The 24,758-nt window shown below is 63.9% G+C and carries 25 protein-coding genes and 1 pseudogene; all 26 read left to right on the forward strand.

The features are described from left to right. Position 1 precedes the first annotated feature (1 nt). The 26 genes and pseudogenes from HY896_00130 to rpsO all read left to right on the forward strand — a co-directional run bounded on the left by HY896_00130 (position 2) and on the right by rpsO (position 24,702). Positions 2 to 1,195 (forward strand): class I SAM-dependent rRNA methyltransferase, encoded by a 1,194-nt coding sequence (locus HY896_00130; protein ID MBI5574754.1) that lies wholly within the window; start codon positions 2 to 4, stop codon positions 1,193 to 1,195. Then, entirely contained in the window at positions 1,192 to 2,511 is a 1,320-nt protein-coding gene (locus HY896_00135; GenBank protein ID MBI5574755.1) for a nodulation protein NfeD, read from the forward strand. The genes HY896_00130 and HY896_00135 overlap by 4 nt, the downstream gene beginning before the upstream one ends. A 65-nt stretch (positions 2,512 to 2,576) precedes the next feature. Continuing rightward, positions 2,577 to 3,377 carry a slipin family protein gene (locus HY896_00140; GenBank protein ID MBI5574756.1) on the forward strand — a complete coding sequence of 267 codons (801 nt, stop codon included), beginning with the start codon at positions 2,577 to 2,579 and terminating at the stop codon, positions 3,375 to 3,377. A 16-nt stretch (positions 3,378 to 3,393) separates the two neighbouring features. Next, positions 3,394 to 4,665, forward strand: coding sequence for a SpoIID/LytB domain-containing protein (locus HY896_00145; GenBank protein MBI5574757.1), 1,272 nt, complete (start codon positions 3,394 to 3,396; stop codon positions 4,663 to 4,665). Continuing rightward, entirely contained in the window at positions 4,662 to 5,714 is a 1,053-nt protein-coding gene (gene queA, locus HY896_00150; GenBank protein MBI5574758.1) for a tRNA preQ1(34) S-adenosylmethionine ribosyltransferase-isomerase QueA, read from the forward strand. The genes HY896_00145 and queA overlap by 4 nt, the downstream gene beginning before the upstream one ends. A gap of 187 nt (positions 5,715 to 5,901) precedes the next feature. Beyond that, the gene (gene tgt / locus HY896_00155) at positions 5,902 to 7,011 is read left to right on the forward strand and encodes a tRNA guanosine(34) transglycosylase Tgt (GenBank protein ID MBI5574759.1); all 1,110 of its coding nucleotides are present in this window, start codon (positions 5,902 to 5,904) and stop codon (positions 7,009 to 7,011) included. Between the two features lie 18 nt (positions 7,012 to 7,029). Continuing rightward, positions 7,030 to 7,374 carry a preprotein translocase subunit YajC gene (gene yajC, locus HY896_00160; GenBank protein ID MBI5574760.1) on the forward strand — a complete coding sequence of 115 codons (345 nt, stop codon included), beginning with the start codon at positions 7,030 to 7,032 and terminating at the stop codon, positions 7,372 to 7,374. Between the two features lie 62 nt (positions 7,375 to 7,436). Then, entirely contained in the window at positions 7,437 to 9,032 is a 1,596-nt protein-coding gene (gene secD, locus HY896_00165; GenBank protein ID MBI5574761.1) for a protein translocase subunit SecD, read from the forward strand. Positions 9,033 to 9,059: 27 nt separating this feature from the next. Next, on the forward strand, positions 9,060 to 9,974 hold the full coding sequence (secF, locus tag HY896_00170) for a protein translocase subunit SecF (protein MBI5574762.1): 915 nt from the start codon (positions 9,060 to 9,062) through the stop codon (positions 9,972 to 9,974). Positions 9,975 to 9,977: 3 nt separating this feature from the next. After that, on the forward strand, positions 9,978 to 11,732 hold the full coding sequence (gene recJ, locus HY896_00175; GenBank protein ID MBI5574763.1) for a single-stranded-DNA-specific exonuclease RecJ: 1,755 nt from the start codon (positions 9,978 to 9,980) through the stop codon (positions 11,730 to 11,732). Between the two features lie 21 nt (positions 11,733 to 11,753). Continuing rightward, complete coding sequence (locus HY896_00180) at positions 11,754 to 12,230, forward strand: DUF2062 domain-containing protein (protein ID MBI5574764.1); 477 nt, start codon at positions 11,754 to 11,756, stop codon at positions 12,228 to 12,230. Continuing rightward, the gene (speB, locus tag HY896_00185) at positions 12,227 to 13,117 is read left to right on the forward strand and encodes an agmatinase (protein ID MBI5574765.1); all 891 of its coding nucleotides are present in this window, start codon (positions 12,227 to 12,229) and stop codon (positions 13,115 to 13,117) included. Before HY896_00180 ends, speB begins: the two co-directional genes overlap by 4 nt. A 30-nt stretch (positions 13,118 to 13,147) precedes the next feature. Then, positions 13,148 to 13,687: an arginine decarboxylase, pyruvoyl-dependent gene (locus HY896_00190; GenBank protein MBI5574766.1), complete on the forward strand. Its 540-nt coding sequence runs from the start codon at positions 13,148 to 13,150 to the stop codon at positions 13,685 to 13,687. 14 nt (positions 13,688 to 13,701) lie between these two features. Further along, positions 13,702 to 14,694 (forward strand): ketoacyl-ACP synthase III, encoded by a 993-nt coding sequence (locus HY896_00195; protein MBI5574767.1) that lies wholly within the window; start codon positions 13,702 to 13,704, stop codon positions 14,692 to 14,694. Between the two features lie 29 nt (positions 14,695 to 14,723). Beyond that, on the forward strand, positions 14,724 to 15,182 hold the full coding sequence (gene rimI / locus HY896_00200; GenBank protein ID MBI5574768.1) for a ribosomal protein S18-alanine N-acetyltransferase: 459 nt from the start codon (positions 14,724 to 14,726) through the stop codon (positions 15,180 to 15,182). Then, the gene (locus HY896_00205; protein MBI5574769.1) at positions 15,175 to 16,005 is read left to right on the forward strand and encodes a dihydroorotate dehydrogenase electron transfer subunit; all 831 of its coding nucleotides are present in this window, start codon (positions 15,175 to 15,177) and stop codon (positions 16,003 to 16,005) included. Before rimI ends, HY896_00205 begins: the two co-directional genes overlap by 8 nt. Further along, a complete protein-coding gene (locus tag HY896_00210) occupies positions 15,999 to 16,916 on the forward strand; it encodes a dihydroorotate dehydrogenase (protein ID MBI5574770.1) in 918 nt (305 codons plus the stop codon). The genes HY896_00205 and HY896_00210 overlap by 7 nt, the downstream gene beginning before the upstream one ends. 284 nt (positions 16,917 to 17,200) lie before the next feature. Further along, positions 17,201 to 17,689: a ribosome maturation factor RimP gene (locus HY896_00215; protein MBI5574771.1), complete on the forward strand. Its 489-nt coding sequence runs from the start codon at positions 17,201 to 17,203 to the stop codon at positions 17,687 to 17,689. A gap of 2 nt (positions 17,690 to 17,691) precedes the next feature. Beyond that, positions 17,692 to 18,717: pseudogene (gene nusA / locus HY896_00220) on the forward strand (transcription termination/antitermination protein NusA). A gap of 241 nt (positions 18,718 to 18,958) precedes the next feature. After that, complete coding sequence (locus tag HY896_00225) at positions 18,959 to 19,261, forward strand: YlxR family protein (protein ID MBI5574772.1); 303 nt, start codon at positions 18,959 to 18,961, stop codon at positions 19,259 to 19,261. Continuing rightward, positions 19,261 to 21,792 (forward strand): translation initiation factor IF-2, encoded by a 2,532-nt coding sequence (gene infB, locus HY896_00230; GenBank protein MBI5574773.1) that lies wholly within the window; start codon positions 19,261 to 19,263, stop codon positions 21,790 to 21,792. The genes HY896_00225 and infB overlap by 1 nt, the downstream gene beginning before the upstream one ends. Positions 21,793 to 21,840: 48 nt before the next feature. Further along, a complete protein-coding gene (locus HY896_00235) occupies positions 21,841 to 22,137 on the forward strand; it encodes a DUF503 domain-containing protein (GenBank protein MBI5574774.1) in 297 nt (98 codons plus the stop codon). Position 22,138: 1 nt separating this feature from the next. Then, positions 22,139 to 22,504 carry a 30S ribosome-binding factor RbfA gene (gene rbfA, locus HY896_00240; protein ID MBI5574775.1) on the forward strand — a complete coding sequence of 122 codons (366 nt, stop codon included), beginning with the start codon at positions 22,139 to 22,141 and terminating at the stop codon, positions 22,502 to 22,504. Next, on the forward strand, positions 22,494 to 23,456 hold the full coding sequence (locus tag HY896_00245; GenBank protein ID MBI5574776.1) for a bifunctional oligoribonuclease/PAP phosphatase NrnA: 963 nt from the start codon (positions 22,494 to 22,496) through the stop codon (positions 23,454 to 23,456). Before rbfA ends, HY896_00245 begins: the two co-directional genes overlap by 11 nt. After that, positions 23,453 to 24,343: a tRNA pseudouridine(55) synthase TruB gene (truB, locus tag HY896_00250; GenBank protein MBI5574777.1), complete on the forward strand. Its 891-nt coding sequence runs from the start codon at positions 23,453 to 23,455 to the stop codon at positions 24,341 to 24,343. The genes HY896_00245 and truB overlap by 4 nt, the downstream gene beginning before the upstream one ends. 89 nt (positions 24,344 to 24,432) lie before the next feature. Then, entirely contained in the window at positions 24,433 to 24,702 is a 270-nt protein-coding gene (rpsO, locus tag HY896_00255) for a 30S ribosomal protein S15 (protein MBI5574778.1), read from the forward strand. Positions 24,703 to 24,758: the final 56 nt, after the last annotated feature.

The following is a 24,758-nucleotide window of genomic DNA, read 5'->3' on the forward strand; positions in this document are numbered from 1 at the left end:
AATGAGCACGGGTCTTTCCGAAGTCCGGCTGAGCAGGAAGGGAGAGGAGCGCCTCCGCGGGGGCCATCTCTGGATCTTCGGCGACGACCTTCGCGATCTTCCCGCGGGGCTGCCTGCCGGCGCGTGGGTGCGGGTCTTATCAAGGGCGGGGGAACCGTTGGGGACGGGAACGCTGAACCTTGCCAGCCGCATCGCGCTTCGGCTGGTTTCGCGGGGAGAGGCGGCTCCGGACAAGGCATTCTTCCGCGGGCGCTTTTCCGAAGCGTGGCGCAGGCGGGTCGAGGCGGGCATGGGAGGGGAAACGGCGCTCCGGCTGGTCTACTCGGAAGGGGATTTCCTGCCGGGGCTGATAGTCGACCGCTACGGCTCGCTTCTCAGCGTACAGATCCTCACGGCGGGTATGGAGTCCGCCCGCGCGGAAATCGTCGAAACGCTCGTGGAGTCGTTTCCCTGCCGGCTCGTCTACGAACGGTCCGAAGGAGGCGGCAGGAAGCGCGAGGGGCTTCCTGCGCGAAAAGGACCGATTTACGGGGGAGGCGATCCCCGCGAGGAAACCACGATGGACGGGCTGCGGTTCCTCGTGGATGCCGAGGGCGGGCCGAAAACAGGCTTCTTCCTCGACCAGCGGGAGAACCGGCGGATCGTGCGGGGGATGGCGGCGGGGAGGCGGGTACTGGACGGATTCTGCTCCACGGGCGGCTTCGGGATCTATGCGCTCGCGGGCGGCGCGAAGAGCGTCCTCGCGGTCGACGCCTCGGTTACCGCGGTGTCCGCCGCATGGGAGAACGCCAGGAGGAACGGATTGTCGGAGAGGTGGGAGGGAAAAGCGGCCGACCTGTTCGCGGAGCTGCGTGAGCTGGCATCCTCTTCGATGCGGTTCGACATGGTCGTGCTCGATCCTCCGTCGTTCGCAAGGTCGCGAGAGGAGAGGGAAGGGGCGGTCAGGGGATACAAGGACATCAACCGGCTGGGGATCTCGCTTCTTGCGCCCGGCGGGCTCCTCGCGACGGCTTCTTGCACCCAGCTTGTCGATATGGCGAAATGGAAGGAGGCGCTAAGGGCGGCCGCCGCGGATGCGGGTGCGGACCTGGAACTCGCGGCTTCGGGCGGACAGCCCGCCGACCACCCGATCCTGCTCGGCGTGCCGGAAACCGAATACCTTAAGTTCGCCGTGTACCGGAAGAGGTCCTCGTGAGGATTCGAAAAGACAGGCTGCTGTTCTTCGCCGCGCTCATCTTCCTTGCCGTCCTCGCGTCCGCGCGAATCGACGCCGGGACCGGTGCGCCGCGCGAGGCGGTAGTTGCGACGATCGCCGCATCCATCAATCCGGTCACCGCCGATTTCCTTTCCGCCGCCATCGAGAAGGCCGAGGAGACGAACGCCGCGATCCTCGTCGTCGAGCTCGACACTCCGGGCGGGCTCGACAGCGCGATGCGGCAGATGGTCCAGGAGATCATCAAGACGAAAATCCCGGTGGCCGTCTACGTATCTCCTTCCGGCGCGCGCGCCGCCTCCGCCGGCGTCCTCATCACCCTTGCGGCGGACGTCGCCGCCATGGCCCCCGGGACGAACATCGGCGCGGCCCATCCCGTGAGCGTGGGCGGCGGCGGGATGGACAACACGATGGCGAAGAAGGTCGAAAACGACGCAGCGGCCTACGCCCGCTCCCTGGCCGAGAAGAAGGGCCGCAACGCCGCCTGGGCCGAAAGCGCCGTCCGGGAGAGCACGTCCCTTACGGAGAGGGACGCCCTCGAAAAGAACGTCATCGACCTCGTCTCCCCTTCCTTATCCGACCTGCTGGCCCGGATCGACGGCAAGGAGATACTCAAGGGAGACGGGAAAATCGTCCTGCGCACGAAAGGGATCGCCGTTGCGCGTTTCCCCATGGGGCTACGGCACCGGATCCTTTCCTCGCTGGCCGATCCCAACATCGCATATATCCTGATGATGATCGGGATCTACGGGATCTTCTTCGAGCTCTCCAATCCCGGCGCGGTCTTTCCCGGAGTCGTTGGAGGGATATCACTGATCCTCGGCTTCTACTCCCTGCAGACCCTTTCGGCCGATTACGCCGGGTTCCTGCTCATCGCCCTGGCGATGCTCCTCTTCATACTGGAGATCAAGGTCCATTCATACGGCGCGCTGACCATCGGGGGGATCGTCGCATTGCTCCTGGGGAGCCTGATGCTGTTCCGCGCCTCCGCGGATCCCTGGCTTCGCATTTCCTGGGGCGTTCTCGCGGTCATGATCGGCGCTTCGATAGCCTTCTTCACTACGGTAGTCACCCTGGCGGTGCGGAGCCAGCTCCGCAAGCCCGTCACCGGGGCGGAAGGGCTGATCGGGGAAACGGGCGAGGCGCGCGCGGACTTCGCCGGGGAGGGGAAGGTGTTCGTCTCAGGGGAGTGGTGGAACGCCCGGTGCGGTGTTCCCCTGAAGAAGGGGGACAGGGTGACGGTCGTAGGACGGGAAGGAATGACCCTCCTCGTCGAACCGAAGGAGAAGGCGTCCTGACTTCCCTGGTCAAGGGTTTCGGATTGCTTGTATTCCACTTTTTTCGCAGGGAAGGAGAGTCCGGCATGGTTCCCTATATTGCGCTTCTCGTAATCGCGATCCTGTTCCTGTACAGCGCCATCAAGATCCTCAACGAGTACGAGCGAGGCGTGATCTTCCGCCTGGGCCGTGTCATCGGAGCGAAGGGCCCGGGGCTCATACTCCTGATTCCCGTCATCGACAAGATGGTCCGCGTGGACCTGCGCGTCGTGGCGATGGACGTCCCGGCGCAGGACGTCATCACAAGGGACAACGTCTCGATCAAGGTGAGCGCCGTTCTCTATTTCCGGGTTCTGGACCCGAACCGCGCGATCGTCAGCGTCGAGAACTACCTCTACGCCACCTCGCAGCTCGCCCAGACGACCTTGAGGTCCGTGTGCGGGCAGGCGGAGCTGGACGACCTCCTTTCCGAGCGGGAGAAAATCAATACGCACATCCAGGAGATCCTCGACAAGGACACGGAGCCATGGGGCATCAAGGTCGCCAAGGTGGAGATCAAGCACATCGACCTGCCGCAGGAGATGCAGCGGGCGATGGCGAAGCAGGCGGAGGCGGAGCGGGAGCGCCGCGCGAAAATCATCGGCGCGGAAGGGGAGTACCAGGCCGCCCAGAAACTGGCGGACGCGGCGCAGATCATCAGCATGCAGCCGCAGGCGCTGCAGTTGCGCTACCTGCAGACGCTGCGGGAGATCGCGGCGGAGAACAATTCGACGACGATCTTTCCCATACCGATAGACCTGTTTACCCCCTTCATGGAGGTTGCGAAGGCGATGAAGGGATCCGTCGCGCCGCCGTCCGGGGGGAGCAAACCGGAGGGAGGAGCTTGAGATAGCGCGAATCGAAATGGGGGAAACCGCACGTTCTTCGGGGAGCGCGGTTTGCGCAATCGCGCTCCTCCTTGTTTTCGCCGCCGTCGCGGCCCTGCTCGGCGGATGCGCGGCCGCACCGTCGCGGAGAGAAGCGCCGCCGCCCCCGCCTCCCGCCGCCGGGAGGGAGCATGTTCCGACGGCTCCGCCGCCCGCCGTGTCCCGACCCGTTCTTCCGCAACTGCGGGTCCCGGCGATAGCTGCCGGACGGCCGGTCCGGGTCCTCCTGGGAGAAGCGCGGATGGACATTGCGCTTGGTGGGGAATCCTTGCGCGCCTGGAACGCCGCCGGCGCTCCCGTTGCAGCAGCCGCGGGGAAGGTATCGCTTTCGGCCATAGGCGAGAAAATCCGGTGGGGGACGGAAAAGCTGCTCGACTCGCCGATCGACGTCGCGTCTCCTTCCGGCCTCCGGGTGGGAGGGAAGCAGCTCGTGTCGAGGATACGGGTGACGGCCCGCAAGGGGAACCTGTACGCCGTCGCGGTCGTGCCGCTGGAGGATTACGTGGCTGCGGTGTGCGGCAGGGAAGCCCCCCGGTCCTTCCATTCCGAAGCGCTTTCGGCCCTGGCGGTTTCGGTCCGCACATACGCGCTGCTGGCGATGGAGAAGCCGAGGGAACCCACACATGACGTGGTGGCCGGAGTGGAGGACCAGGTCTTCGACGGCATGGACGAAGTCGCACAGCCCTTCCGGGATGCGGCGGCGTCGACCCGCGGAGAAGTCCTCTCCTACGGAGGGGCGCTTGCACGCGCGGTGTTCCATTCCACCTGCGGCGGAAGGACCGAACATGCGAAGGATGCCTGGGGGTCGGACATTGCCTATCTCCGCTCCGTCGCCTGCGACGATTGCCTGGACAGCCCCGCGCGGAAATGGGACTACCGGATGACGGAGAAGGAGGGGAAAAGGATCGCACAGGCCCTCGGCGTGCGCGCCTGGAGCGAACTGAAGCTCGGGATCTCCGATCGGTCCTCCACCGGAAGGGCGAGCCGGATCCGTATCTCGTCCGGCGGAGTCTCCCGGGAAATTTCGGCGGCCGTGTTCCGCAGGACGGCGGGATATTCGCGGGTGAAAAGCCTCAAAATGGAGATCGTGCCGGTCGGAAGCGGCTGGGTGGTATCGGGCGAAGGTTACGGGCACGGCGTGGGGATGTGCCAGTGGGGCGCTGACGGCATGGCGAAGCGGGGGAAGACATACCGGGAAATCCTTGCGCGCTATTACCCCGGTACTCATCTTGCCGGAGGAGTTCCCTGAAAACGGAAGTCCTCGATTACTCCCTGCCTTCGGAGTTGATCGCCCAGGTCCCGCCCCCGCGCCGCCGCGACGCTCGCCTGATGGCGGTGAATCGCCGTACGGGAGAGATCGCGCATCTTCGGTTTCCGGATTTCCCGGGTTGCCTCCGGAACGGAGATCTGCTGGTCCTGAACGATACGAAAGTGATACGGGGAAGGCTTCGGGCGCGCAAGGAGACGGGGGCGGCGGTAGAGATATTCCTTCTTTCCCGTCTCGCGGCGCGAAACGCGAAAGAGGAGACATGGGATGCGCTGGCGCGGCCGTCCAAACGCCTTCGCGAAGGGATGGAATTCCGCGTTAGCGAGGAGCTTTCGGCGACGCTGCTGCGAAAATCGGGTGCGGGCCGGTGGGAAGTGAAGCTTTACGCCGATGGGCCGGTTACGGAAGCCGTGGACCGCGCGGGAGAGATCCCGCTGCCTCCATATATCCGGAGGAAGGCGGGGGATCCTCGTTCCGTTCAGGATGCGGAACGTTATCAGACCGTGTACGCGGCGCACCGGGGCTCCGTAGCGGCGCCCACGGCGGGGTTGCATTTCGACGGGGAGATGTTGTCCCGATGCGAAAGCGCCGGGGTTTCCACCGCCGCCGTCACGCTGTCGATAGGATACGGGACGTTCCAGGCGATCCGCACGGAAGAAGTGGAGGAACACGAGATCCATCCTGAAGGCTACCGGCTGCCGAAGGAAACGGCCGAGGCGGTTTCCGCGGCGCGGGAGAGGGGCGCCAGGATCGTCGCGGTGGGAACTACATCCGTGCGTGTCCTCGAGACATGCGCCGGCCCGGACGGGCAGTTGGCGCCGGCGGAGGGGACGACCCGTTTGTTCATAGCGCCCGGGTACCGGTTTCGCGCAGTTGACGCAATGCTTACGAACTTCCATCTTCCGCGTTCCAGCCTGCTGGCGCTCGTCATGGCGTTCGGAGGCGTGGACCTGATCCGGGAGGCCTACCGGAGGGCGGTGGCGGATCGGTACCGGTTTTTCAGCTACGGCGACGCGATGTTCCTCTGTTAGGGACGGTCATGAGCGATAACTGCGAAATCGGCTGCGCCGCCTCGGAGGGGGACTCCGTTCGTGGCTCGCCGGGTGGTCGTTCCCAATTCACCCGTCTGCGCTTTACCTCACTGCGCCCCCCTCCTGCGGCGGCTTCGCCGTCCCAAGCAGGGAACAATAAGACCGTCCCTGGTTTACCGAGGCACGCATGCCGATAGCTTTCGACATCGTAGCGCGCGATCACGGGACAGCAGCACGGGCCGGAACAGTGGCGACCGAACACGGGAGTTTTCAGACCCCGGCATTCATGCCGGTGGGCACGGCTGCGACTGTAAAGGGAGTGTGGCCGGACCAGCTCAGGGAGATGGGTTACGCGTGCATCCTTTCCAACACGTATCACCTGTACCTCCGCCCGGGGCACGAACGGATCCGGAAACTCGGCGGAGTCCACCGCTTCATGGGTTGGGACAGGACGCTGCTTACGGACAGCGGAGGCTACCAGGTGTTTTCGCTGAGCTCGCTCCGCAAGGTCGAGGACGAGGCGGTTACCTTCCGGTCCCATATCGACGGATCCCTGCATGCGCTGTCGCCGGAGAAGGCCGTCGAGGTGCAGGAAGCGCTCGGCTCGGATATCCGAATGGTCCTTGACGAGTGCGTGGAATATCCCTGCGGCCGCCGTGAGGTGGAGGACGCCGTTCGCCGCACAACCGTATGGGCGGAGCGCAGCCTTGCCGCGAGCCGCCGGGAAGATGGGGGGGTGTTCGGCATCGTGCAGGGGGGGATGTTCGGCGACCTTCGGAAACGGAGCGCGCAGGAAGTGTGCGCCCTGGAATTTCCCGGGTACGCCATCGGCGGGGTGAGCGTCGGCGAAGGGAAGGAGCTCCAGCGGGAGATGGTGGATTTCACCGCGCCGCTCCTGCCGGCGGAAAAGCCGCGGTACCTCATGGGCGTCGGGACGCCCGGCGATATCCTGTTCGCGGTCTCCCGCGGGATCGACATGTTCGACTGCGTGCTGCCGACCCGCAACGCCCGGAACGGGATGCTGTTCACATCGGCAGGGCCTGTCTCCATAAAGCAGGCGCGTTACGCCGAAGACCCCCTCCCGGCGGATGAAAATTGCCGCTGCCCGACCTGCCGCACCTTTTCCCGCGCCTATCTGCGGCACCTTTATCTGCAGAAGGAAATGCTCTCTTCCATGCTTCTCACGGTCCACAACCTGCACTTCTACTCCATGTGGATGGACAAGATACGAGAGGCAATTAGGGTTGGAAATTTCGGGGAATTTATGAAAGAATCACTCGGTTCAGGGGTTGAATAGACACCCTCGGAGGTAACGATGGCATTGTTTTCGGGAATTGCATACGCGATGGGTTCCAAGGGGGCCGGGGGCGCCGGAGGGGGCATGGAAGTCCTCGTCCTCCCCTTGCTGTTCTTCGGAATATTCTATCTTCTCGTGTTCCGTCCCCAGCAGAAGCAGGCGAAGAAACAGCGTGAGTTCCTCCAGAATCTCAAGGCGGGGGACCGTGTGGTGACGAGCGGCGGACTGCACGGCGAGGTCAAGGGGCTCACGGACACAACGGTCACCCTCGAAATCGCAGACAAGGTTAGAGTAAAGGTGACCCGCGCCGCGGTGACGGGGAAGAGCCAGGAAGCGGCGGCCCCGGAGGCCAAGACGAGTTAAGGCGATAGCAGGAGATCGGAACGGCGATATCCGCGTGAGCGGAAAGGAGCGACGGTTCGGACATGTGGAAGAGCATCCGGTGGAGAACGACACTTATCGCCGTGCTTACGGCGTTATCGATCGCGGTTGTGCTGCCGAGTCTGACTGACAACCTTCCCGAGACCTGGCGCAAGAAAACTCCGAAGATCCACCTGGGGCTCGACCTCCAGGGAGGGGTCTTCCTCCGCCTTGCGGTGGAGATCGACAAGGCGATCGAGAACGCCACGCTGCGGTACGCGGACGAGGCGCGCGCGATCTGCAGGGAAAAAGGGATCCCCGTGCTGGGGTCGCAGAAGGATGGGGCGGACGGCTTCGCGCTCAAGCTACCTCCCGGGGATTTCGCAGGGAGAGCGATCGCCTTGTTGAAGGAAGAGATGGGGTCGCTCGATTTCTCGCTCGGCGAAGTGCGGCCCGACGGCGCTTCCGTCACCGGGCGTATGAAGCCGGCCGAGGTGCAGAGCATTCGCGCGAACGCCGTTACGCAGGGTGTCGATACCATCCGGAACCGTATCGATCCGGAGGGAGTTCGCGAGGCCCAGGTGATTCCCGAGGGCGAGGACCGCATCGTCATCCAGCTTCCCGGCTTCAAGGAGCAGCAGCGGGCGATCGCCCTCGTAAGCCAGGTGGCCCTGCTGGAGTTCAAACTGGTGGATGACGGCGCCAGCGTCGACGAGGCGATGAAAGGGAACCTTCCCGAAGACGATCAGCTTCTATATCAAATTACCACCGACCGCCAGACCGGCAAGATTTCCAAGTCTCCCATGGTCGTCAAGAAGCGCGCGCTTCTCACGGGAGACAAGATCAAGGCGGCGAAGGTGCAGTTCGAATCCCGGCAGGGGGGCGCGGCCGTATCCGTGTCGTTCGACGCCCAGGGAACGAAGGACTTCGACCGGATCACCGCGGAGAACGTGAAACGCCGCCTGGCGATCATCCTGGACGGGACCATCAAGTCCGCCCCGGTCATCAATGAACGGATCTCGGGCGGAGAGGCGCAGATCACGGGGAACTTCACCGCCGAGGAGGCTTCCGACCTTGCAACCGTCCTGCGCTCCGGCAGCCTGAGGGCCCCGGTCAAGGTGATCCAGAACGTCACCGTCGGACCGTCGCTGGGCCAGGACTCCATCCAGAAGGGGATCCGTGCGGGCGTCATCGGAGCGCTCCTCGTCGTCCTGTTCATGGTCTTCTACTACCGGTTCGCGGGGCTGGTGGCCGATTTCGCGCTTGTCTTCAACATCCTTTTCCTGCTGGCGGGGATGGCGCTGCTCGAGGCGACCCTCACCCTTCCGGGGATCGCCGGCGTCATCCTGGCGATCGGGATGGCCGTGGATTCCAACGTGCTGATCTTCGAGCGCATCCGCGAGGAATTACGGACGAAGAAGCCGGTGCGCGCCTCGATCGACGCGGGGTACGACAAGGCGTTCTGGACGGTGGTCGATTCCCACGTGACCACGCTGATCACCGCGATGATCCTGTTCCAGTTCGGGACCGGCCCGATCAAGGGTTTCGCCGTGACGCTCTCCATGGGCGTGGCGATCAACCTCTTCACGGCGCTCGTCTGCACCAAGGTGGTTTTCGACTACCTGAACGCGAAGCGGCCGATGCAGGCGCTGAGCATCTGACAGGAAGGAAAAGGAACGCAATCGGCCATGAGGGAACTGATCAAGAACACCAACATCGATTTCATGGGGATCAAGAAATACGCCTTCATATTTTCGGGCGCGCTGGTGCTGCTGGGGCTGATAGGAACCGTGCAGATCTACAGGGGGCATGCGAACCTGGGGATCGACCTTGCGGGCGGAACTTCCATCCAGATGAGGTTCCAGAAGCCGATCGAGATGGACAAGGTGCGGGCCCTGCTGACGGGGATGGGGCACGGCGAAGCGAACCTCCAGGGAGTGCCGGGAGAGAACATACTGATCATAAAGGTGGGAGCGAAAGGCAAGGAGGAGAAGATGGTCTCCGAGCAGGTCATCGCCCTCCTGAAGGAGAAGCTCCCGGACAACCCGGTCACCGTGGAAAGCATCGCCGAGATCGGGCCGGCCATCGGAAAGAAACTTCGCTCGGACGCGATACTCGCGCTGGCCGTGTCCGCCATCGCCATTATCGTTTACCTCGCGTGGCGGTTCGAATTCAAGTTCGGCGTGGCGGCGGCCGTCGCCACGTTCCACGACGTGGCGGCGCTTACGGGGATCTTTTTCCTGCTCGGGAAGGAGATGGACCTTCTTTTCATCACCGCGTTGCTGACGATCGGCGGGTATTCGCTTACCGACACCGTCGTCGTCTTCGACCGGATCCGCGAGAACATACGCCTGCGAAAGAAACCTACCTTTTCGGAAACCATCAACCTGAGCGTGAACGAAGTGCTGAGCCGCACCGTGGTCACCTCCCTGACGGTGTTCCTCACCTGCGTCGCCCTTCTTTTCCTCGGCGGCATCGTCCTTCGCGAATTCGCGCTTGCCCTGACGATCGGCGTGGTCGTGGGGACCTATTCCTCCATCTTCGTCGCCAGCCCCATCGTGGCGATCTGGCGCGGCGAGAAGATGGTCGAGGTCAAAAGGTAAGGGGTGGAGGAACAACGCCCCCGTGAGTGGGCGCTCAGGGCCCCTGCCCCATCGCTCGTAAGGGAACTCTCCGGCCGGACGGGGTTGTCTCCGACTCTGGCCGCCATCATGGCCAACCGGGGAATCTCGTCCGACGGAGAAGCAGAACGCTTTCTTTCCGGCACGATTCAAGACCTTTCCGACCCATTCTTGATGGAAGACCTGAAGAAAGCGGCTTCGCGCCTTGTCGACGCCGGGACACGAAACGAGCCTGTCCTTATCTACGCCGATTACGACGCCGACGGCGCCACCGGCGCCACCTGCCTGTACCTTTTCCTGAAGGAGGCCTTTCCTTCCCTTCCCGTCCGGATCCACCAGAACCACAGGGTCCAGGAAGGGTACGGACTGCGTCCGGAACAACTCGCTGCGGCGGCGGCGGGAGGGACGCGGATCGTAGTGACTGTGGATTGCGGCATCTCCGATGTCGAGGCGATCCGGGCAGCCGAGGACATGGGGATAGACGTGATCGTCACCGACCATCATCTGCCCGGCTCCGAACTCCCCGCAGCATTCGCCGTTCTCAACCCGAAACGCCGCGACTGCCGCTTTCCCGAAAAAGAGCTCGCCGGGGTGGGGGTGGTGTTCACGCTGGTCCGCGGCATCCAGCGGATTCTTTCCTGCTGCGTCCCGTCCGGCGGCGAGGGGGATTCGCGCACACGGCCTTACCTGGATCTTGTCGCGGTGGGAACGGTAGCCGACATGGTGCCGATGCGAGGGGACAACCGCATCCTCGTGAAGGCCGGTCTCGAGGAGATACGAACGCGGCCGCGGCTTGGCGTGTCCGCCCTTCTCAAGGTGGCCGGCATCGAGCCGTGGACGGTGAACGAGTCCGACCTGGGGTTCAGGATCGGGCCGCGCCTGAACGCGGCGGGAAGGGTGGGGGAATCGCGGCGAAGCTCGGACCTTCTCGCCACTTCCGAGCCGGACCTGGCGCACCGCCTTGCCGCGGAGCTGAACGCCGACAATTCCCGGCGGCAGCGCGAAGAGGAGCGGATATTGCGGTCTGCTGAAGAAGCGCTCCGCTCGGGGCAGGGGGCTTCGACGCCGGGCGCCATCGTCCTTGCGGATCCCGAGTGGCATCTCGGCGTGCTCGGAATCGTTGCTTCCAAGCTTGCGGAGCGGCACTTCCTTCCAACCGTGCTGTTGCGTGTCGAGGGAGAGGATGCCAGGGGATCCTGCCGGAGCATCGAAGGGTTCCACCTGGTGGAGGCGCTTGCGGAGCTTTCGCACCTGCTTACCCGTTTCGGCGGGCACAGCCAGGCGGCGGGGCTGGCCCTTCCCGTCGCGAACCTGCCCTTGTTCCGCGAGGGCTTGAGCCGGATCGCCCACCGTGATGCGCGTTACTCGCCGCGCATCACGGTTGATGCGGAGGTGCGGCTGCGGGACATCTCCACTTCATTCATGGAAGAGCTCGACCGGATCCGTCCGTTCGGGGTTGGAAACGAAGAGCCGGTGCTTCTCTCACGGGGGGTCCGCGTCCTGCGCCGGAACCTGTTCGGCGCGGGAGGGCAGCATCTCAAGTTCGAGGTGTCGGGAGACGGCCGAAGATTCGAGGTTGTGGCGTTTCGCATGGCCGGGCTTTCCGTCGAGCAGGGAGACTGCCTTGACATACTGTTCTCGCCGCAGAGAGTCTACTTCCGGGGAAACAGGTCGGTCCGCCTCCTCCTCCGCGATGTCCGCCCCCATCGGCGCGACGCCGGGGAAGATTCCCCGAAATAGGACGGGCCGGAGATAGCTTAGTTGCCTGCCTGGAGGAAAATCCGGGAGAAGCTGCACGAAGCCCTTGCCGGCGAGACGGATGCGAAGGCGCTGGCGGCAGGTTTCGCGGTCGGGGTGTTCTTCAGCTTCACCCCGCTGGTATCCCTCCACACCGTCCTGGCGCTGATGGTGGCCTTCCTCTTCCGGCTCAGCAAGATCGCCGCGGCCGCGGGCGTGTGGGTGAACAACCCGTACACGATGCCTTTCGTTTTCTACGGCAGCTTCCGGCTTGGGGAATGGTTGCTCGGGAGGAAAGTCCCGCTGGCCTTCGACCGCTGGACGCTGGACGCCGTCCTCAAGGTGGCCGGACCCTGCATCGCGCCGCTGATGCTTGGAACCGCCATCGTCGGCCTTGCGGCGTCCGTCGCCGCCTATTTTATTGTCTACGGCATCGCCGTCAGGGTAAAATCTGCGCGGCACGAGCAGGAAGCGCAGCAGCGGAAGGAGGTTCAGTCGTGAAGCCATACTCTGTAAGTTTCGGGGGGATCCCCGACAAGTACTCCTCCTGGAAGAATTCGGCTTTCGCCGTCATACCGTTTCCGATCGACACCACGACCACATACGTCTCGGGCGCCCGGAACGGTCCCAGGGCGATCCTGGACGCCGCCTGCCACATGGAGCTCTTCGACGAGGAGAACAAGATCGAGCCGTACAGGGCCGGGATATTCACTGTCCCGGAAGTTCCGCTCGTGACCACCGGGCCGCTCCCCATGCTCAAGGACGTGGAGCGAAAGGTCAGGTCGGTCGTCAAGGCAGGGAAGTTTCCCGTTCTTCTCGGCGGGGAACACACGGGGACGGGAGCGGCGGTGGCGGCGCTGCGGAAGAAATACGGGGAGCTGACGGTCCTCCAGTTCGACGCCCACGCGGACCTGCGGGACCGCTACCTGGGGACCCAGTGGAACCACGCATGCGTCGGGAGGCGCATACTCGACGCCGGCGCGAAGCTCGTCCAGGTGGGGATCCGCAGCATGTCCGAGGAGGAAGACCGGTTCCTGAAGAAATCGGAAAACGTGAAGACCTTCTTCGCTTCCGAGGTGAAGTCCAACCTGGGCGACGTAACGAAGGGGATCGTCGGCGATCTCTCCGGGAACGTGTACGTCACGGTCGACCTGGACGTTTTCGACACCGGCATCATGCCGGCCGTGGGGACGCCGGAGCCCGGCGGACTGAACTGGTACGAGGCTATCGACATCCTCAGGGACGTCGTCCTGTCCGACTGCAACATCGTGGGATTCGACATCATGGAGCTGGCGCCGATACCCGGCATGGTGGCGCCGGATTTCCTGGCGGCCAAGCTGTGCTACCGCATGATGGGCTGGCTGTGCGCGAAGCGCGAAGAGCGCTGAAAGAACCGACCCCGAAAAGGAGAACCGTAGATGTTCGTACCCTCCAAGGTCTTTTTCACCAAGGGCGTCGGCCGGCACAGGGAACAGCTGACATCGTTCGAGCTCGCCCTGCGGGACGCCGGCATCGAGAAGTTCAATCTCGTGCAGGTGTCCAGCATATTCCCGCCGAAGTGCAAGATCGTCCGGAAAGAGGAAGGGCTGAAGCTCCTCTCCCCGGGCGAGATCGTATTCGTAGTCATGAGCCGGTGCCAGAGCGACGAACCCAGAAGGCTTATCGCCGCCTCGGTCGGCTGTGCGCTTCCCTCGGACCGCTCCGTGTACGGCTACCTTAGCGAGCACCATGCCTACGGTCAGACCGAGAAGGTGGCCGGCGACTACTCGGAAGACCTCGCGGCGGCCATGCTCGCCTCCACGCTGGGCATCGAGTTCGACGAGGAGAAAAGCTGGGACGAGAAGAAGGAGGTCTGGAAGATCAGCGGTAAAATATACAAGTCCTTCAACATCACGCAGTCGGCGATCGTGAAGGACGAATATACCACTGTCATCGCCGCCGCAGTCCTCGTCATCTGAATAAAGGGGGGGACATGAGAGGAGCGAGGATTCTCGGCACCGGGCGGGCGCTGCCTCCCCGCGTGGTAACGAACGCGGACCTGACGAAGCTCATGGACACCACGGACGAGTGGATCGTCCAGCGAACCGGGATCCGCGAACGGCGGTATGTCGACGAGGGGACCGGATCGGCGGCGCTGGGTACCGCCGCCGCCAGGGCGGCCATCGACGCGGCGGGACTCTCGCCTGCCGATATCGAATTCATCGTATTCGCGACCTTGACGCCCGACTATTTCTTCCCCGGGTCGGGGGTGTTCGTCCAGGAGCAACTGGGAATTCCCACGGTCGGCGCACTGGACGTGCGCACGCAATGCACCGGGTTCCTCTATGGACTTTCTGTGGCGGAGGCCTACGTCAAGGGCGGGTTTCACGACCATGTCCTGGTCATAGGCTCCGAGGTCCACAGCACGGGGCTGGACTTCAGCACCGCAGGCAGGGACGTGACGGTCATCTTCGGCGACGGCGCCGGTGCGGCGGTCGTCGGGCCGGCCGAACACGGGGATGGGATCCTTTCATCCCATTTGCATTCCGAAGGCAAATACGCCAGGGAACTGATGCTTGAAGCCCCTGCGTCCGTAGAGAACCCCCGCATCTCCCACGAGATGCTGGACGCCGGCCGGCATTATCCGAAGATGAACGGGCGGTACGTTTTCACGCACGCGGTGAGAAGATTTCCGGAAGTGATCCGGGAAGCGCTCGCGGCGAACGGCAGGTCAATCGGGGACTTGTCCATCGTGATCCCACACCAGGCAAATCTGCGGATCACCCAGGCGGTTGCGGGTGCGCTCGGAGTCCCGGTGGAAAAGGTGTTTTCCAACATCGAGAAGTACGGAAACACCACTGCGGCATCGATACCGATCGCCCTCGACGAGTGCGTCGGACAGGGAAAGATCCGGAAAGGGGACCTGGTCTGCCTTGCGGCCTTCGGGTCGGGGTTCACCTGGGCGTCGACGCTGATCCGCTGGTAGCACGCGGGCCGAAAGAGGTTTATCGCGTATTGGTCAGTATCCGGGAGATGGGGCAGTCGGACCTCGACGCCGTGATGGCCATCGAGGAGGTTTCTTTCCCCACGCCCTGGTCCCGGCAGTTGTTTATCGAGGAGATCGGCCGCTCGTTTTCGGATGCGCTCGTCGCCGTTTCCGCGGAGTGCGGGGAAGTTCTCGGTTATTCGGTCTGCTGGACCGTCGCGGAAGAATCCCACCTGTTGAACATCGCGGTCCGTCCCGATGCGCGCGGGCGGGGGGTGGGAAGATCTCTCCTGCGGGAAAACATCCGCAGGGGCGCAAAGGCGGGCGCCGTGCTGATACACCTGGAGGTCAGGGCGGGAAACCGCGCCGCCCTCCGTTTGTACGCGCGGGACGGATTCTCCTTCCGGGGGATCAGGAGAGGGTACTACACGGACACGGGGGAGGACGCCATTCTGTTATCGAGAGCGTTGGGGGAATCGGATGCATAGCACTTATGGCGGGATGCAGTTCGTTGCAGGCAGCATCTTGCGGAACGAGGCCCACGGGGAGCTCTTCTACCGCCTGGAAGTTTCCATCCCGGGACCGGTGGAATTCACCCCCGGCCAGTTCGCCATGGTTTCCGGCTGGCCCGGGAACGATCCGCTTCTTCCGAGGCCGCTTGCGATCTTCCGGTCCGGCATCGCGCCGAAAGGGAAATTCTCCGTCGACTTTGTTTACAAGGTCGTCGGCAGGGGGACCGCGCTGCTTTCAGGCATGCATCCAGGGGAAAGCCTCTCGCTCACGATCCCGTTGGGCAGGGGGTTCGACCTGAAGAAGGGTGGCCGCACTTACTGGCTCGTAGGCGGAGGCGTCGGCTTTTCTTCGGTCTTCCCGGCTGCGGTCGCGCTCGCGCGCAACAAGGCGGAATTCGAGATGTTCCTGGGCGGCCGCACGCGCCGGCAGCTCCCGCCGAGGGAGCTCACGCCCGCCGGGTCTTCGCCCGGACATATCCACCTGTGCACGGAAGACGGCACCGCCGGGTTTCATGGAAGAGTCACCGACGCCGTCCGTGAGCGGATGGCGTCCCTCTCCGGCGACGCGGCTTCACGGCTGACGATCCTTGCGTGCGGCCCGCGCGACATGCTCAAGGAGCTTGCGCGCGCGGCGGCCGAACGCGGCACGGAAATGCAGGCGGCGCTGGAAAACCACATGGCATGCGGGTTCGGCGTCTGCTGGGGCTGCGTCGTCGCGCTGCGCGAGGGGGAAGGCGTCGCCTACCGCCGGGTCTGCAAGGATGGGCCGGTGTTCGACTACCGGGAGGTCGTATGGTGAAACCGGACCTGTCCGTATCCATTGGGTCGCTCAGGGTGAAAAATCCCGTGATGAGCGCGTCGGGCACCTTCGGATACGGCCTCGAATACTCCCCTTTTTACGACATCTCGCGGCTCGGGGCTATCGTGGTGAAGGGCTTGTCCCTCGCGCCGACCGCCGGGAACCCGCCCGGCCGCATCGTCGAAACGTCCTCCGGCATGCTGAACGCCATCGGGCTCCAGAACATAGGCGTCGAGAGGTTCGTGAAGGACGTCGTTCCGCGGCTCGAAGACGCCGGGGCCACGTTCGTCGCGAACATCTACGGGAAGACGCCCGAGGAATACGAAGAAGTTTCCCGGCGTCTTTCGGAGGTATCCTCGCTTGCCGCAATCGAAGTCAACGCTTCCTGTCCCAACGTGAAGGAGGGAGGGATGGCGTTCGGTTCCACACCGGAGGGCATATCGCGCCTCACCGGGCGGGTTCGGGAGGCCACGGGGAAGCCGCTCTGGGTGAAGCTCAGCCCCAACGTGGCGGATATCGCCTCCATCGCGGCAGCGGCCGAGGCTTCCGGGGCGGACGCCGTCTCTCTCATAAATACGATCATCGGGATGGCGGTGGACCACAGGACCCGCAAGACCAAACTGGCGAACGTGACAGGCGGGCTGTCGGGGCCGGCGATAAAGCCCGTGGCGCTGCGGATGGTGTGGGAGACGTGCAAGAGAGTGAAGATCCCCGTTATAGGGATCGGGGGGATACAAACCGCCGCGGATGCGTTGGAATTCCTCCTGGTGGGTGCTTCGGCGGTCCAGGTCGGGACGGCGAACTTCCGGAACCCGAAAGCGTGCATGGAGATCCTGGAAGGGATCGAGACGTTCCTGCGCGAGGAGCGGCTGGCCGGTATCGGTGAGTACCGGGGGACGCTGGCCAGGTAGGGGAGCGGATCTTAAGAAATGACTTGTCGGCGCTTTCCTAATCCTTGTATAATCAGGTTTCGGGCTGAAGCTGACGGTTTGCAGGGCGGAATGTATGGGCGCCCGCAGCTTGGCCAGAATGGTGTGATGTATTATTGAAAGTGGGCTTAGCCCACTTTTTTTTTCGCAGCCATGGAGGGCTGCGTGCCGCGGAGGCCATGGAGGGCCGGGAGCGGCCTGCAGCCATGGAGGGCTGCGTGCCTCGGAGGCCATGGAGGGCCGGGAGAGGCCGATGTGAGTCCTTCGTGAAAACGGACATCGAAAAGATAGAGGCCCTGGTCGCCGAGGTGGCCGGGGAAGAATTGGTGGAAGTCTTCGACCTCAACGTCATGAGGGAAGGCCCGCGGACGGTGATCCGCGTCTTTCTCGACCGCGAGGGAGGGATCCGGATGGGCGACTGCGAATCGTTCAGCCGCAAGATGAGCGCGGTGCTCGACGTGAACGACCCGATGCCGGGTCCATACGTCCTCGAGGTTTCATCGCCGGGTCTCGACAGGAAGCTGGTCAAGCCGGCACATTTCGCCGCGGCGGAAGGAAAGCGCCTGCGCGTGGCGCTGACGGAGCCGATCGAAGGCAGCAGGAACTACACGGGGACGCTCGTGAGGGCGAACGAGGACGGATTCGAACTCGAGCGGGAAGGAAAGACCTTCCTGTTTCCTTACACCGCCGTGCGCAAGGCGAACCTGGACATTTCCCAGGAGGAACTTTTCGGGAAGGGAAAGAAAAAGAGATGATCCTGGATATCGGGCAGATCATTACGCAGCTGGGCAAGGAAAAGGGGATAGACAAGACCGTCATCGTCGACGCGATAAAGGAAGCGCTCGAGATCGCCGCCCGGAAGAAGTACGGCTTGAACAAGAAGCTGGAAGCCACCTACGACCCGGAGACAGGGGAATTCGAGATCCTCGAGTTCCGGACCGTCGTGGAGAGCGTAAAGGACCCGGAAGCGGAAATTTCCCTCACAGACGCCCGCGAATACGACCCGGAAGCCGCCTACGACGACAACATCGGCTTCCGGATGAGCACGCGCGACCTCGGCCGAATAGCTGCGCAGACCGCCCGCCAGATCATCATGCAGAAGGTGAAGGACGCCGAGCGGGAGGTCATCTATAACGAGTTCATCGGCCGCAAAAGCGAGATCATAAACGGGATCGTGCAGCGCTACGAGAGGGACTGCCTGGTCATCGACCTCGGCAAGACCGAGGCTGTCATGCCGCTTTCGGAGCAGATACCGCGGGAGCGGTACCGCCAGGGCGACCGGATCCGGGCGTACATAAAAGACGTTTCCAAAACTCCAAGGGGACCGGAGATACTACTTTCGCGCTCCGACCCGCGGGTGATCCTCAAGCTGTTCGAACAGGAGGTCCCCGAGGTGTACGAAGGGGTCGTTTCCATCCTGAGCGTAGCGCGAGAGCCCGGATTCCGCACGAAGATCGCCGTCCGTTCCAAGGACCGCGACGTGGACCCGGTGGGGGCATGCGTGGGTATGAAGGGATCCCGCGTGCAGAGCGTGGTCCAGGAGCTGCGCGGCGAGCGGATCGACATCATCGCGTGGGACGAAGACCCCGCGAAGTTCGTCTGCAACGCGCTTCAGCCGGCGGAAATCATCCGTGTCCTTGTCAACGAGTCGGAAAAGAGCATGGAAGTGATCGTTCCGGAGGAGCAGCTCCTGCTGGCGATCGGAAAGAAGGGGCAGAACGTAAAACTGGCCTCGAAGCTGGTGGGGTGGCACATCGAGGTCCGGGCGGAAGGCCAGGTCGAGGACGCGCTGAAGCGGGCCGAGGGGCTCTTCGCGCCGAAGAAGGCCCCGGAAGGGGACGCGCCGGCAGCCCCGCAGACAGAGGCTGGTACCGCGCCGGATTCGGGAGAGGGTGCCGGCGAAACCCCGCAAGCGGAAACGGCGCCTGCGGAAACGGCGCCTGCGGAGGCCGGACCGTCACCGGATCCGCCCGAAGCGGCGGCGTCTACCGCCGGGGAGGCCGAGGCGGAAAAGACGGGGGGCGATGCCTCCTGAGGCGGTCGGTACCCCGCAACGGACGTGCGTCCAATGCGGGTGCGCGGGTGAGAAGCGGAACCTGTTGAGGATCGCTGGACGGCCGGGGGCGGCCTGGGACCCCGACCCGGAAGGAGTGAGGCCGGGACGGGGAATATACCTCTGCCGGAAAGCGGAGTGCATCGAAGGTTTCGCACGGCGGATCGGAACTCCCAAAGGGGCAGCGCGGTGGAAGATGGGAGCTTCCGGGACGGCATTGGGAGAGAAAATCACCGCCTGGTGGCGGGAGAAGCAAAAGGGCAGGGAGGGTTGATGGAGAAAGTCAGGGTCCGCGATCTGGCAAGGGACCTCGGTATGGAGACGAGTCGGGAAATTCTCCTGTTCCTCGAACGGATCGGGCACAAGGGGAAATCGGCATCCAGCAACATCGAGGGCGACGTCATCGACCGGGTGAAGAATCACTTCCGGAAATCCGCACCCCCCCCTCCTCCGAAGCAAACGCTCGTAGTGACGCGGGCCGACGGGACGCTGGAGAGGCGCTCCAGCAAGGTGGTCCTGCGCCGCGGCGCACCCGTCGTCGAAAAGGCGCCCGTTCCCGAAGAACCTGCGGCGCCCGCAGCCGGTCTTCCCGCGCCGGCTCATCCTGCGTCGACCGCAGCACCCGCCCATCCGGCTGCGACCGTTGAACCGGCACCCGGAGAGGCAGCTGAAGCCGCCGGCACACCGGCGACTGAAGTCGCCGCTCCCGTTGCGGAAGCGCCCGTTCCCGAAGCGGAAGCCGCTCCTGCGGCGGATGCGGCGGTCAGGGTCGTGGAGAAGACTCCCGCGGAGAAAGCCGCCGAGGAACGGAAGGAAAAGGAAAAGAAGTGGAAGAAGGCCAAGCCCCACGAGAAGAAGGTGCAGAAGGGGGTCCTCAAGAGGACGATCATACAGGAGATCGTCGAGGAGCCCGAGCCCCCCAAGGCTGCGGAAAAGCCGGCCGCCGAAGCGGAACCCGTGGTTGTCCGCCAATTCCAGCCGACGCGGGCGCAGAAAAGGAGGGGAAAACCCGTCAGGGAGAAAAAAGCCCCCTCCACCCTCCCGCCGAAGGCAAGCAAGCGGGTGTTCAAGATCGAGGAAGTCATCACCGTCGGGGATCTCGCCCACCGAATGGGGATCAAGGCCTCCGACGTCATCAAGAAGCTGATCGAAATGGGAATGCCGACGACGCTCAACCAGCTTCTCGACGCCGACACGGCCAAGCTCCTCGCACAGGAGTACGGATATGAAGTGGAGAACGTCGCTCCCGAGGTGGAAGGGTTGATCGACCAGGAGACGGACCGCGAGGAGGACCTCGTCGCACGCCCGCCGGTGGTCACCATCATGGGGCACGTGGACCACGGCAAGACCACGCTCCTGGACGCGATCCGCAGCAGCGACGTCATCTCCACGGAAGCCGGCGGGATCACGCAGCACATCGGCGCGTACGAGGTGGAGCACGGGGCTCGGAAACTGGTCCTCCTGGACACTCCGGGGCACGAGGCGTTCACGTCGATGCGCGCACGGGGCGCGTCGGTCACCGATATCGTCGTGCTGGTCGTCGCCGCCGACGACGGGGTGATGCCGCAGACCGTCGAGGCGATCGACCACGCCAAGGCCGCCGTGGTTCCCATTGTCGTCGCCGTGAACAAGATCGACAAGCCGGGGGCGCAGCCCGACCGCATCCGGCAGCAGCTCTCGGAGCACGGGCTGGTGCCCGAGGAGTGGGGTGGCCAGACGCTGTACGCCAACATCTCCGCGAAACGGAAGACGGGCATCGAGGGCCTGCTCGAGTTGGTCCTCCTTCAGGCCGATATCCTCGAGCTCAAGGCCAATCCCGTGAAGATGGCGCGGGGGACGGTCATCGAGTCGCGCCTGGAAAAGGGGCGGGGACCGGTTGCCACCGTCCTTGTCCAGGAGGGGACCCTGCATGTCGGCGACGCCATCGTGACAGGGACCCATTTCGGGAGAGTCCGCGCGCTGTCCAACCACAAGGGGAAGCGGTTCCTGGAGGTCCCGCCCGGAACCCCGGCGGAGATCCAGGGGCTGGACGGCCTCCCCGGCGCGGGGCAGAAGTTCGCGGTGCTGAAGGACGAGCGGACGGCGCGCCAGATCGCGATGCACCGCCAGGAAAAAGACCGGGAGAAAACGGTGGCCCGGCCCCGGTTCAGCCTTGAAGATCTCCACCGCCAGATAGAGGCGGGAGACCTCAAGGAGCTGAACATCGTCATCAAGGCGGACGTCCAGGGGTCGATGGAGGCGCTCCAGTTCTCTCTCGGTAAGCTTTCCGGCGAGAAGGTGAAGGTTGTCGTCATCCACTCCGGCGTAGGGGGGATCTCGGAATCCGACGTCATGCTCGCCTCGGCCTCCACCGCCGTTGTCATCGGTTTCAACGTCCGCCCGGAGTCCAAGGCGGCGGACCTCGCCGAGCGGGAGAGGGTGGACGTTCGTCTCTACACCGTCATCTACGACGTCGTGGAGGACATCAAGAAGGCCATGGAAGGACTGCTTTCGCCGACCTTCCGCGAGGCATCCCAGGGCCGCGCCGAAGTCCGCAACACCTTCCACATTTCCAAGATCGGGACGATCGCCGGCTGCTACGTCCTGTCCGGCAAAATCACCCGGAACTCCAACATCCGCCTCCTGCGGGACAGCGTGGTGGTGTACGAAGGGAAGCTGTCGTCGCTCAAGCGTTTCAAGGACGATGTGCGCGAGGTTCTCGAAGGGTACGAGTGCGGCGTCGGCATCGAGGGGTACAACGACATCCAGGTCGGCGACCAGATCGAGGCCTTCGTTATGGAGAAGGTCGCGGGAACGCTCGCGTAGAGGATATCCGGGTACGACGCCGTCTTCCGTTCGGAAGGGTAGGAAACCATGCTCGTCGCGGTGCTGGTGGCGGATCTCCTCTTCCCGGACGCAGCCTCCCTCAAGGACAAGCGCCGTCGGCTTTCGGGGCTGACCGGCAAAATACGCGCGGGGTTTCCCGTCTCCGTCGCCGAGGTGGGTTTCCAGGACCTGTGGCAGCGCGGACGGATCGGGGTGGCGCTCGTCACAACCGACGCTCGACTCGCCCAATCGATGATGGACAGGATCTGCGGCCTCGTGGGGCAGGACGGCGAAGTGGAACTCGTTGCTCGAAGGATCGAGTTCCAGAAGATCGAGGAGGACTAATATGAGGGGCCGCAGCGACCGACCCGCACGGGTGGCCGAACGCATCCGGGAAGAAGTCTCCTTGATCCTCCAGAACCGTGTGAAGGACCCCGGTATGGGGGTTGTGACGGTCACCGACGTGACGGTCACCCCCGATCTCAAGTCCGCGCGCATCCACTATTCGGTCCTTGGAGGGGACGAGGAGCGCCTTGCCGTCCGCGACGCGCTTCGGCGGTCCAAGGGCTTCATCCGGAAGGAATTGGGATGTTCCCTGCAGTTGAGGTACTCTCCGGAAATTTTTTTCATTTACGACAACTCGTTCGAAAAGGGCGCAAAGATCGACCGTCTGCTCAGGGAGATCGGTACGGAGGGCCCCGGTGAGGAATGACATCAGGGAAATATGCCGCGTCTTCCGCGAGAAGGACCGCTTCCTGATCGCGTGCCACGAGAACCCCGAGGGCGACGCGATCGGATCCGAGTTGGCGCTTGCGATGGCGCTCCGCAAAATGGGCAAAACCGCGACCGTGCTCAACGCCGATCCCGTGCCCGGCAACCTTCTCTTCCTTCCCGGGGCGGAAAGCGTCGTGCGGAACGAGGACGGTTCCAGTTACGACGTCGCGGTCGTCGTGGATTGCGGTTCCCCGGAGCGGACCGGGCGCGTACAGGACGAATTGCGCAAGCCCCCCCTCATGGTGAATATCGACCACCACAGGACGAATGGATGCAACGGAGATTATTGCCTGATCGATCCCGATGCGGCGGCGACCGGCATGCTGATCTTCCGCATCCTCGACTCCATGAGCGCCGAGATCGACTACGACGTCGCCGTGAACATCTACGTGGCCATCCTGACCGATACCGGTTCCTTCCACTATTCCAACACCTCTCCCGAGGCGTTCCACATCGCGGGCGAAATGGTGCGCCGGGGGATCGACCCGTGGGATGTGGCGGAGAAAGTGTACGAGAGCCGGAGCGCGGACCTGTTGCGCCTGCTCGGGCGGGTTCTCGACTCCCTCGAGATACGGGCAGGCGGCAAAGTGGCCGCCATCACGACCATGAAGAAGGACCTTGCCGATTTTTCCACGACCAAGGATGCGCTCGAGGGGTTCATCAACTATCCACGCTCGGTGATCGGGGCGGAAGTGGCCGTTTCGTTCCGCGAGGAAGGGGAAGCGGAGTTCAGGGTAAGCTTCCGGTCCAAGGGGCGTGTCGACGTTTCAGCGATCGCCCAGTCCTTCGGCGGCGGCGGACACAAGAACGCCGCGGGGTGCACCGTCCCGGGCACCCTCGCCGAGGTGAAGGGGAAAGTCTTCGGGTCATTGGAGGCGGTGCTCGGGTGACCGACGGCGTGATCGTCCTCGACAAGCCCGCAGGCATCACCTCCTTCCGCGCGGTGGAGAAGGTGGGCAGGGCGCTGCGGCAAAAGAAATGCGGGCATGCGGGCACGCTCGACCCGATGGCGACCGGGGTGCTTGTCGTCTGCGCGGGCAGGGCCACGAAGATCGCGGGCTATATAGCCTCGCAGGACAAGGAATACGAAACCACGTTCCGGTTCGGCGCGGCCACCGACACCGGGGACGCCGCCGGAAAGGAAATCGAATCCCGGCCGGGAGCATTCGCGACGCGGGAATCGGTGGAGGCCGCCGTTTCCTCTCTCGTCGGGACGTGGGACCAGGTTCCGCCAGCCTTCTCAGCCGTCAAGGTATCCGGCACCAGGGCTTACGTGATGGCCCGCCAGGGGAAGGAAGTGACGCTTGCCCCGCGGCAGGTGACGGTCTCGGAGGCCAGGCTCCTTTCCTGGTCCCCGGAGGGCTTTACGATATTCCTGAAGTGCACGAAAGGTTTTTACGTGCGTGCGATTCCGAGGGACATGGGACCCGTCCTGGGCGTCCCGATGACCGTTTCTTATCTGCGCCGCCTGCGGTGCGGGCCGTTCCGGATCGAAGAGTCGGTAACGCTCGCCGAACTCATCGAGGAAGGGAAGCGCGGAGAGGCCGCAGCCAGGCTGGTGCCTATCGGGAAGGCTCTCGCGGGTTTCCCGCAGTGGGAGATATCGGCGGAGGCCGTCGCGGCCGTCCGGCACGGCAGTTCGCCCGGGCCCTGGCTTGCGGGCCGGGACCCGGGGCCGGGAACGGGCGCGGTCCTGCTGACCCACGGGAATGAGGGCCCCGTCGCCCTCGTGGAGCGGCAGACGGGCGGGCAGTGGCGAATCCTGCGGGGCATATGAATTTACTTCCAATACGGGATATGGTATAAAAAAACGTACATAAATCATCATGATATTCTGATCCGGCGAAAGGGGAAGGGCGAAGCGAGATGAGCCTGGAAACTGAAAAAAAGAAAGAGTTGATCGGCAAGTTCAAGGTGCACGAATCGGACACCGGCTCGCCGGAGGTCCAGATCGCCCTCCTCACGGAGCGGATCAACGAGATCACCGACCACCTGAAGACCCACAACAAGGACTTCAACTCCCGGCGTGGGCTGTTGAAACTGGTCGGCCAGAGGCGTCGGCTCCTCGATTATCTGAAATCGAAGGAATCGCTGCGGTACAAAGCCGTGGTGGAAGCGCTGGGCCTGCGCAAGTAAAACGGGAACGGCAAGACAACCCACCGAATATCTGCCGCACCGGCGGCACCAGAAGG

It is taken from the genome of Deltaproteobacteria bacterium (assembly GCA_016218975.1).
In the GTDB taxonomy this organism is placed as follows: domain Bacteria; phylum Desulfobacterota; class Deferrimicrobia; order Deferrimicrobiales; family Deferrimicrobiaceae; genus JAENIX01.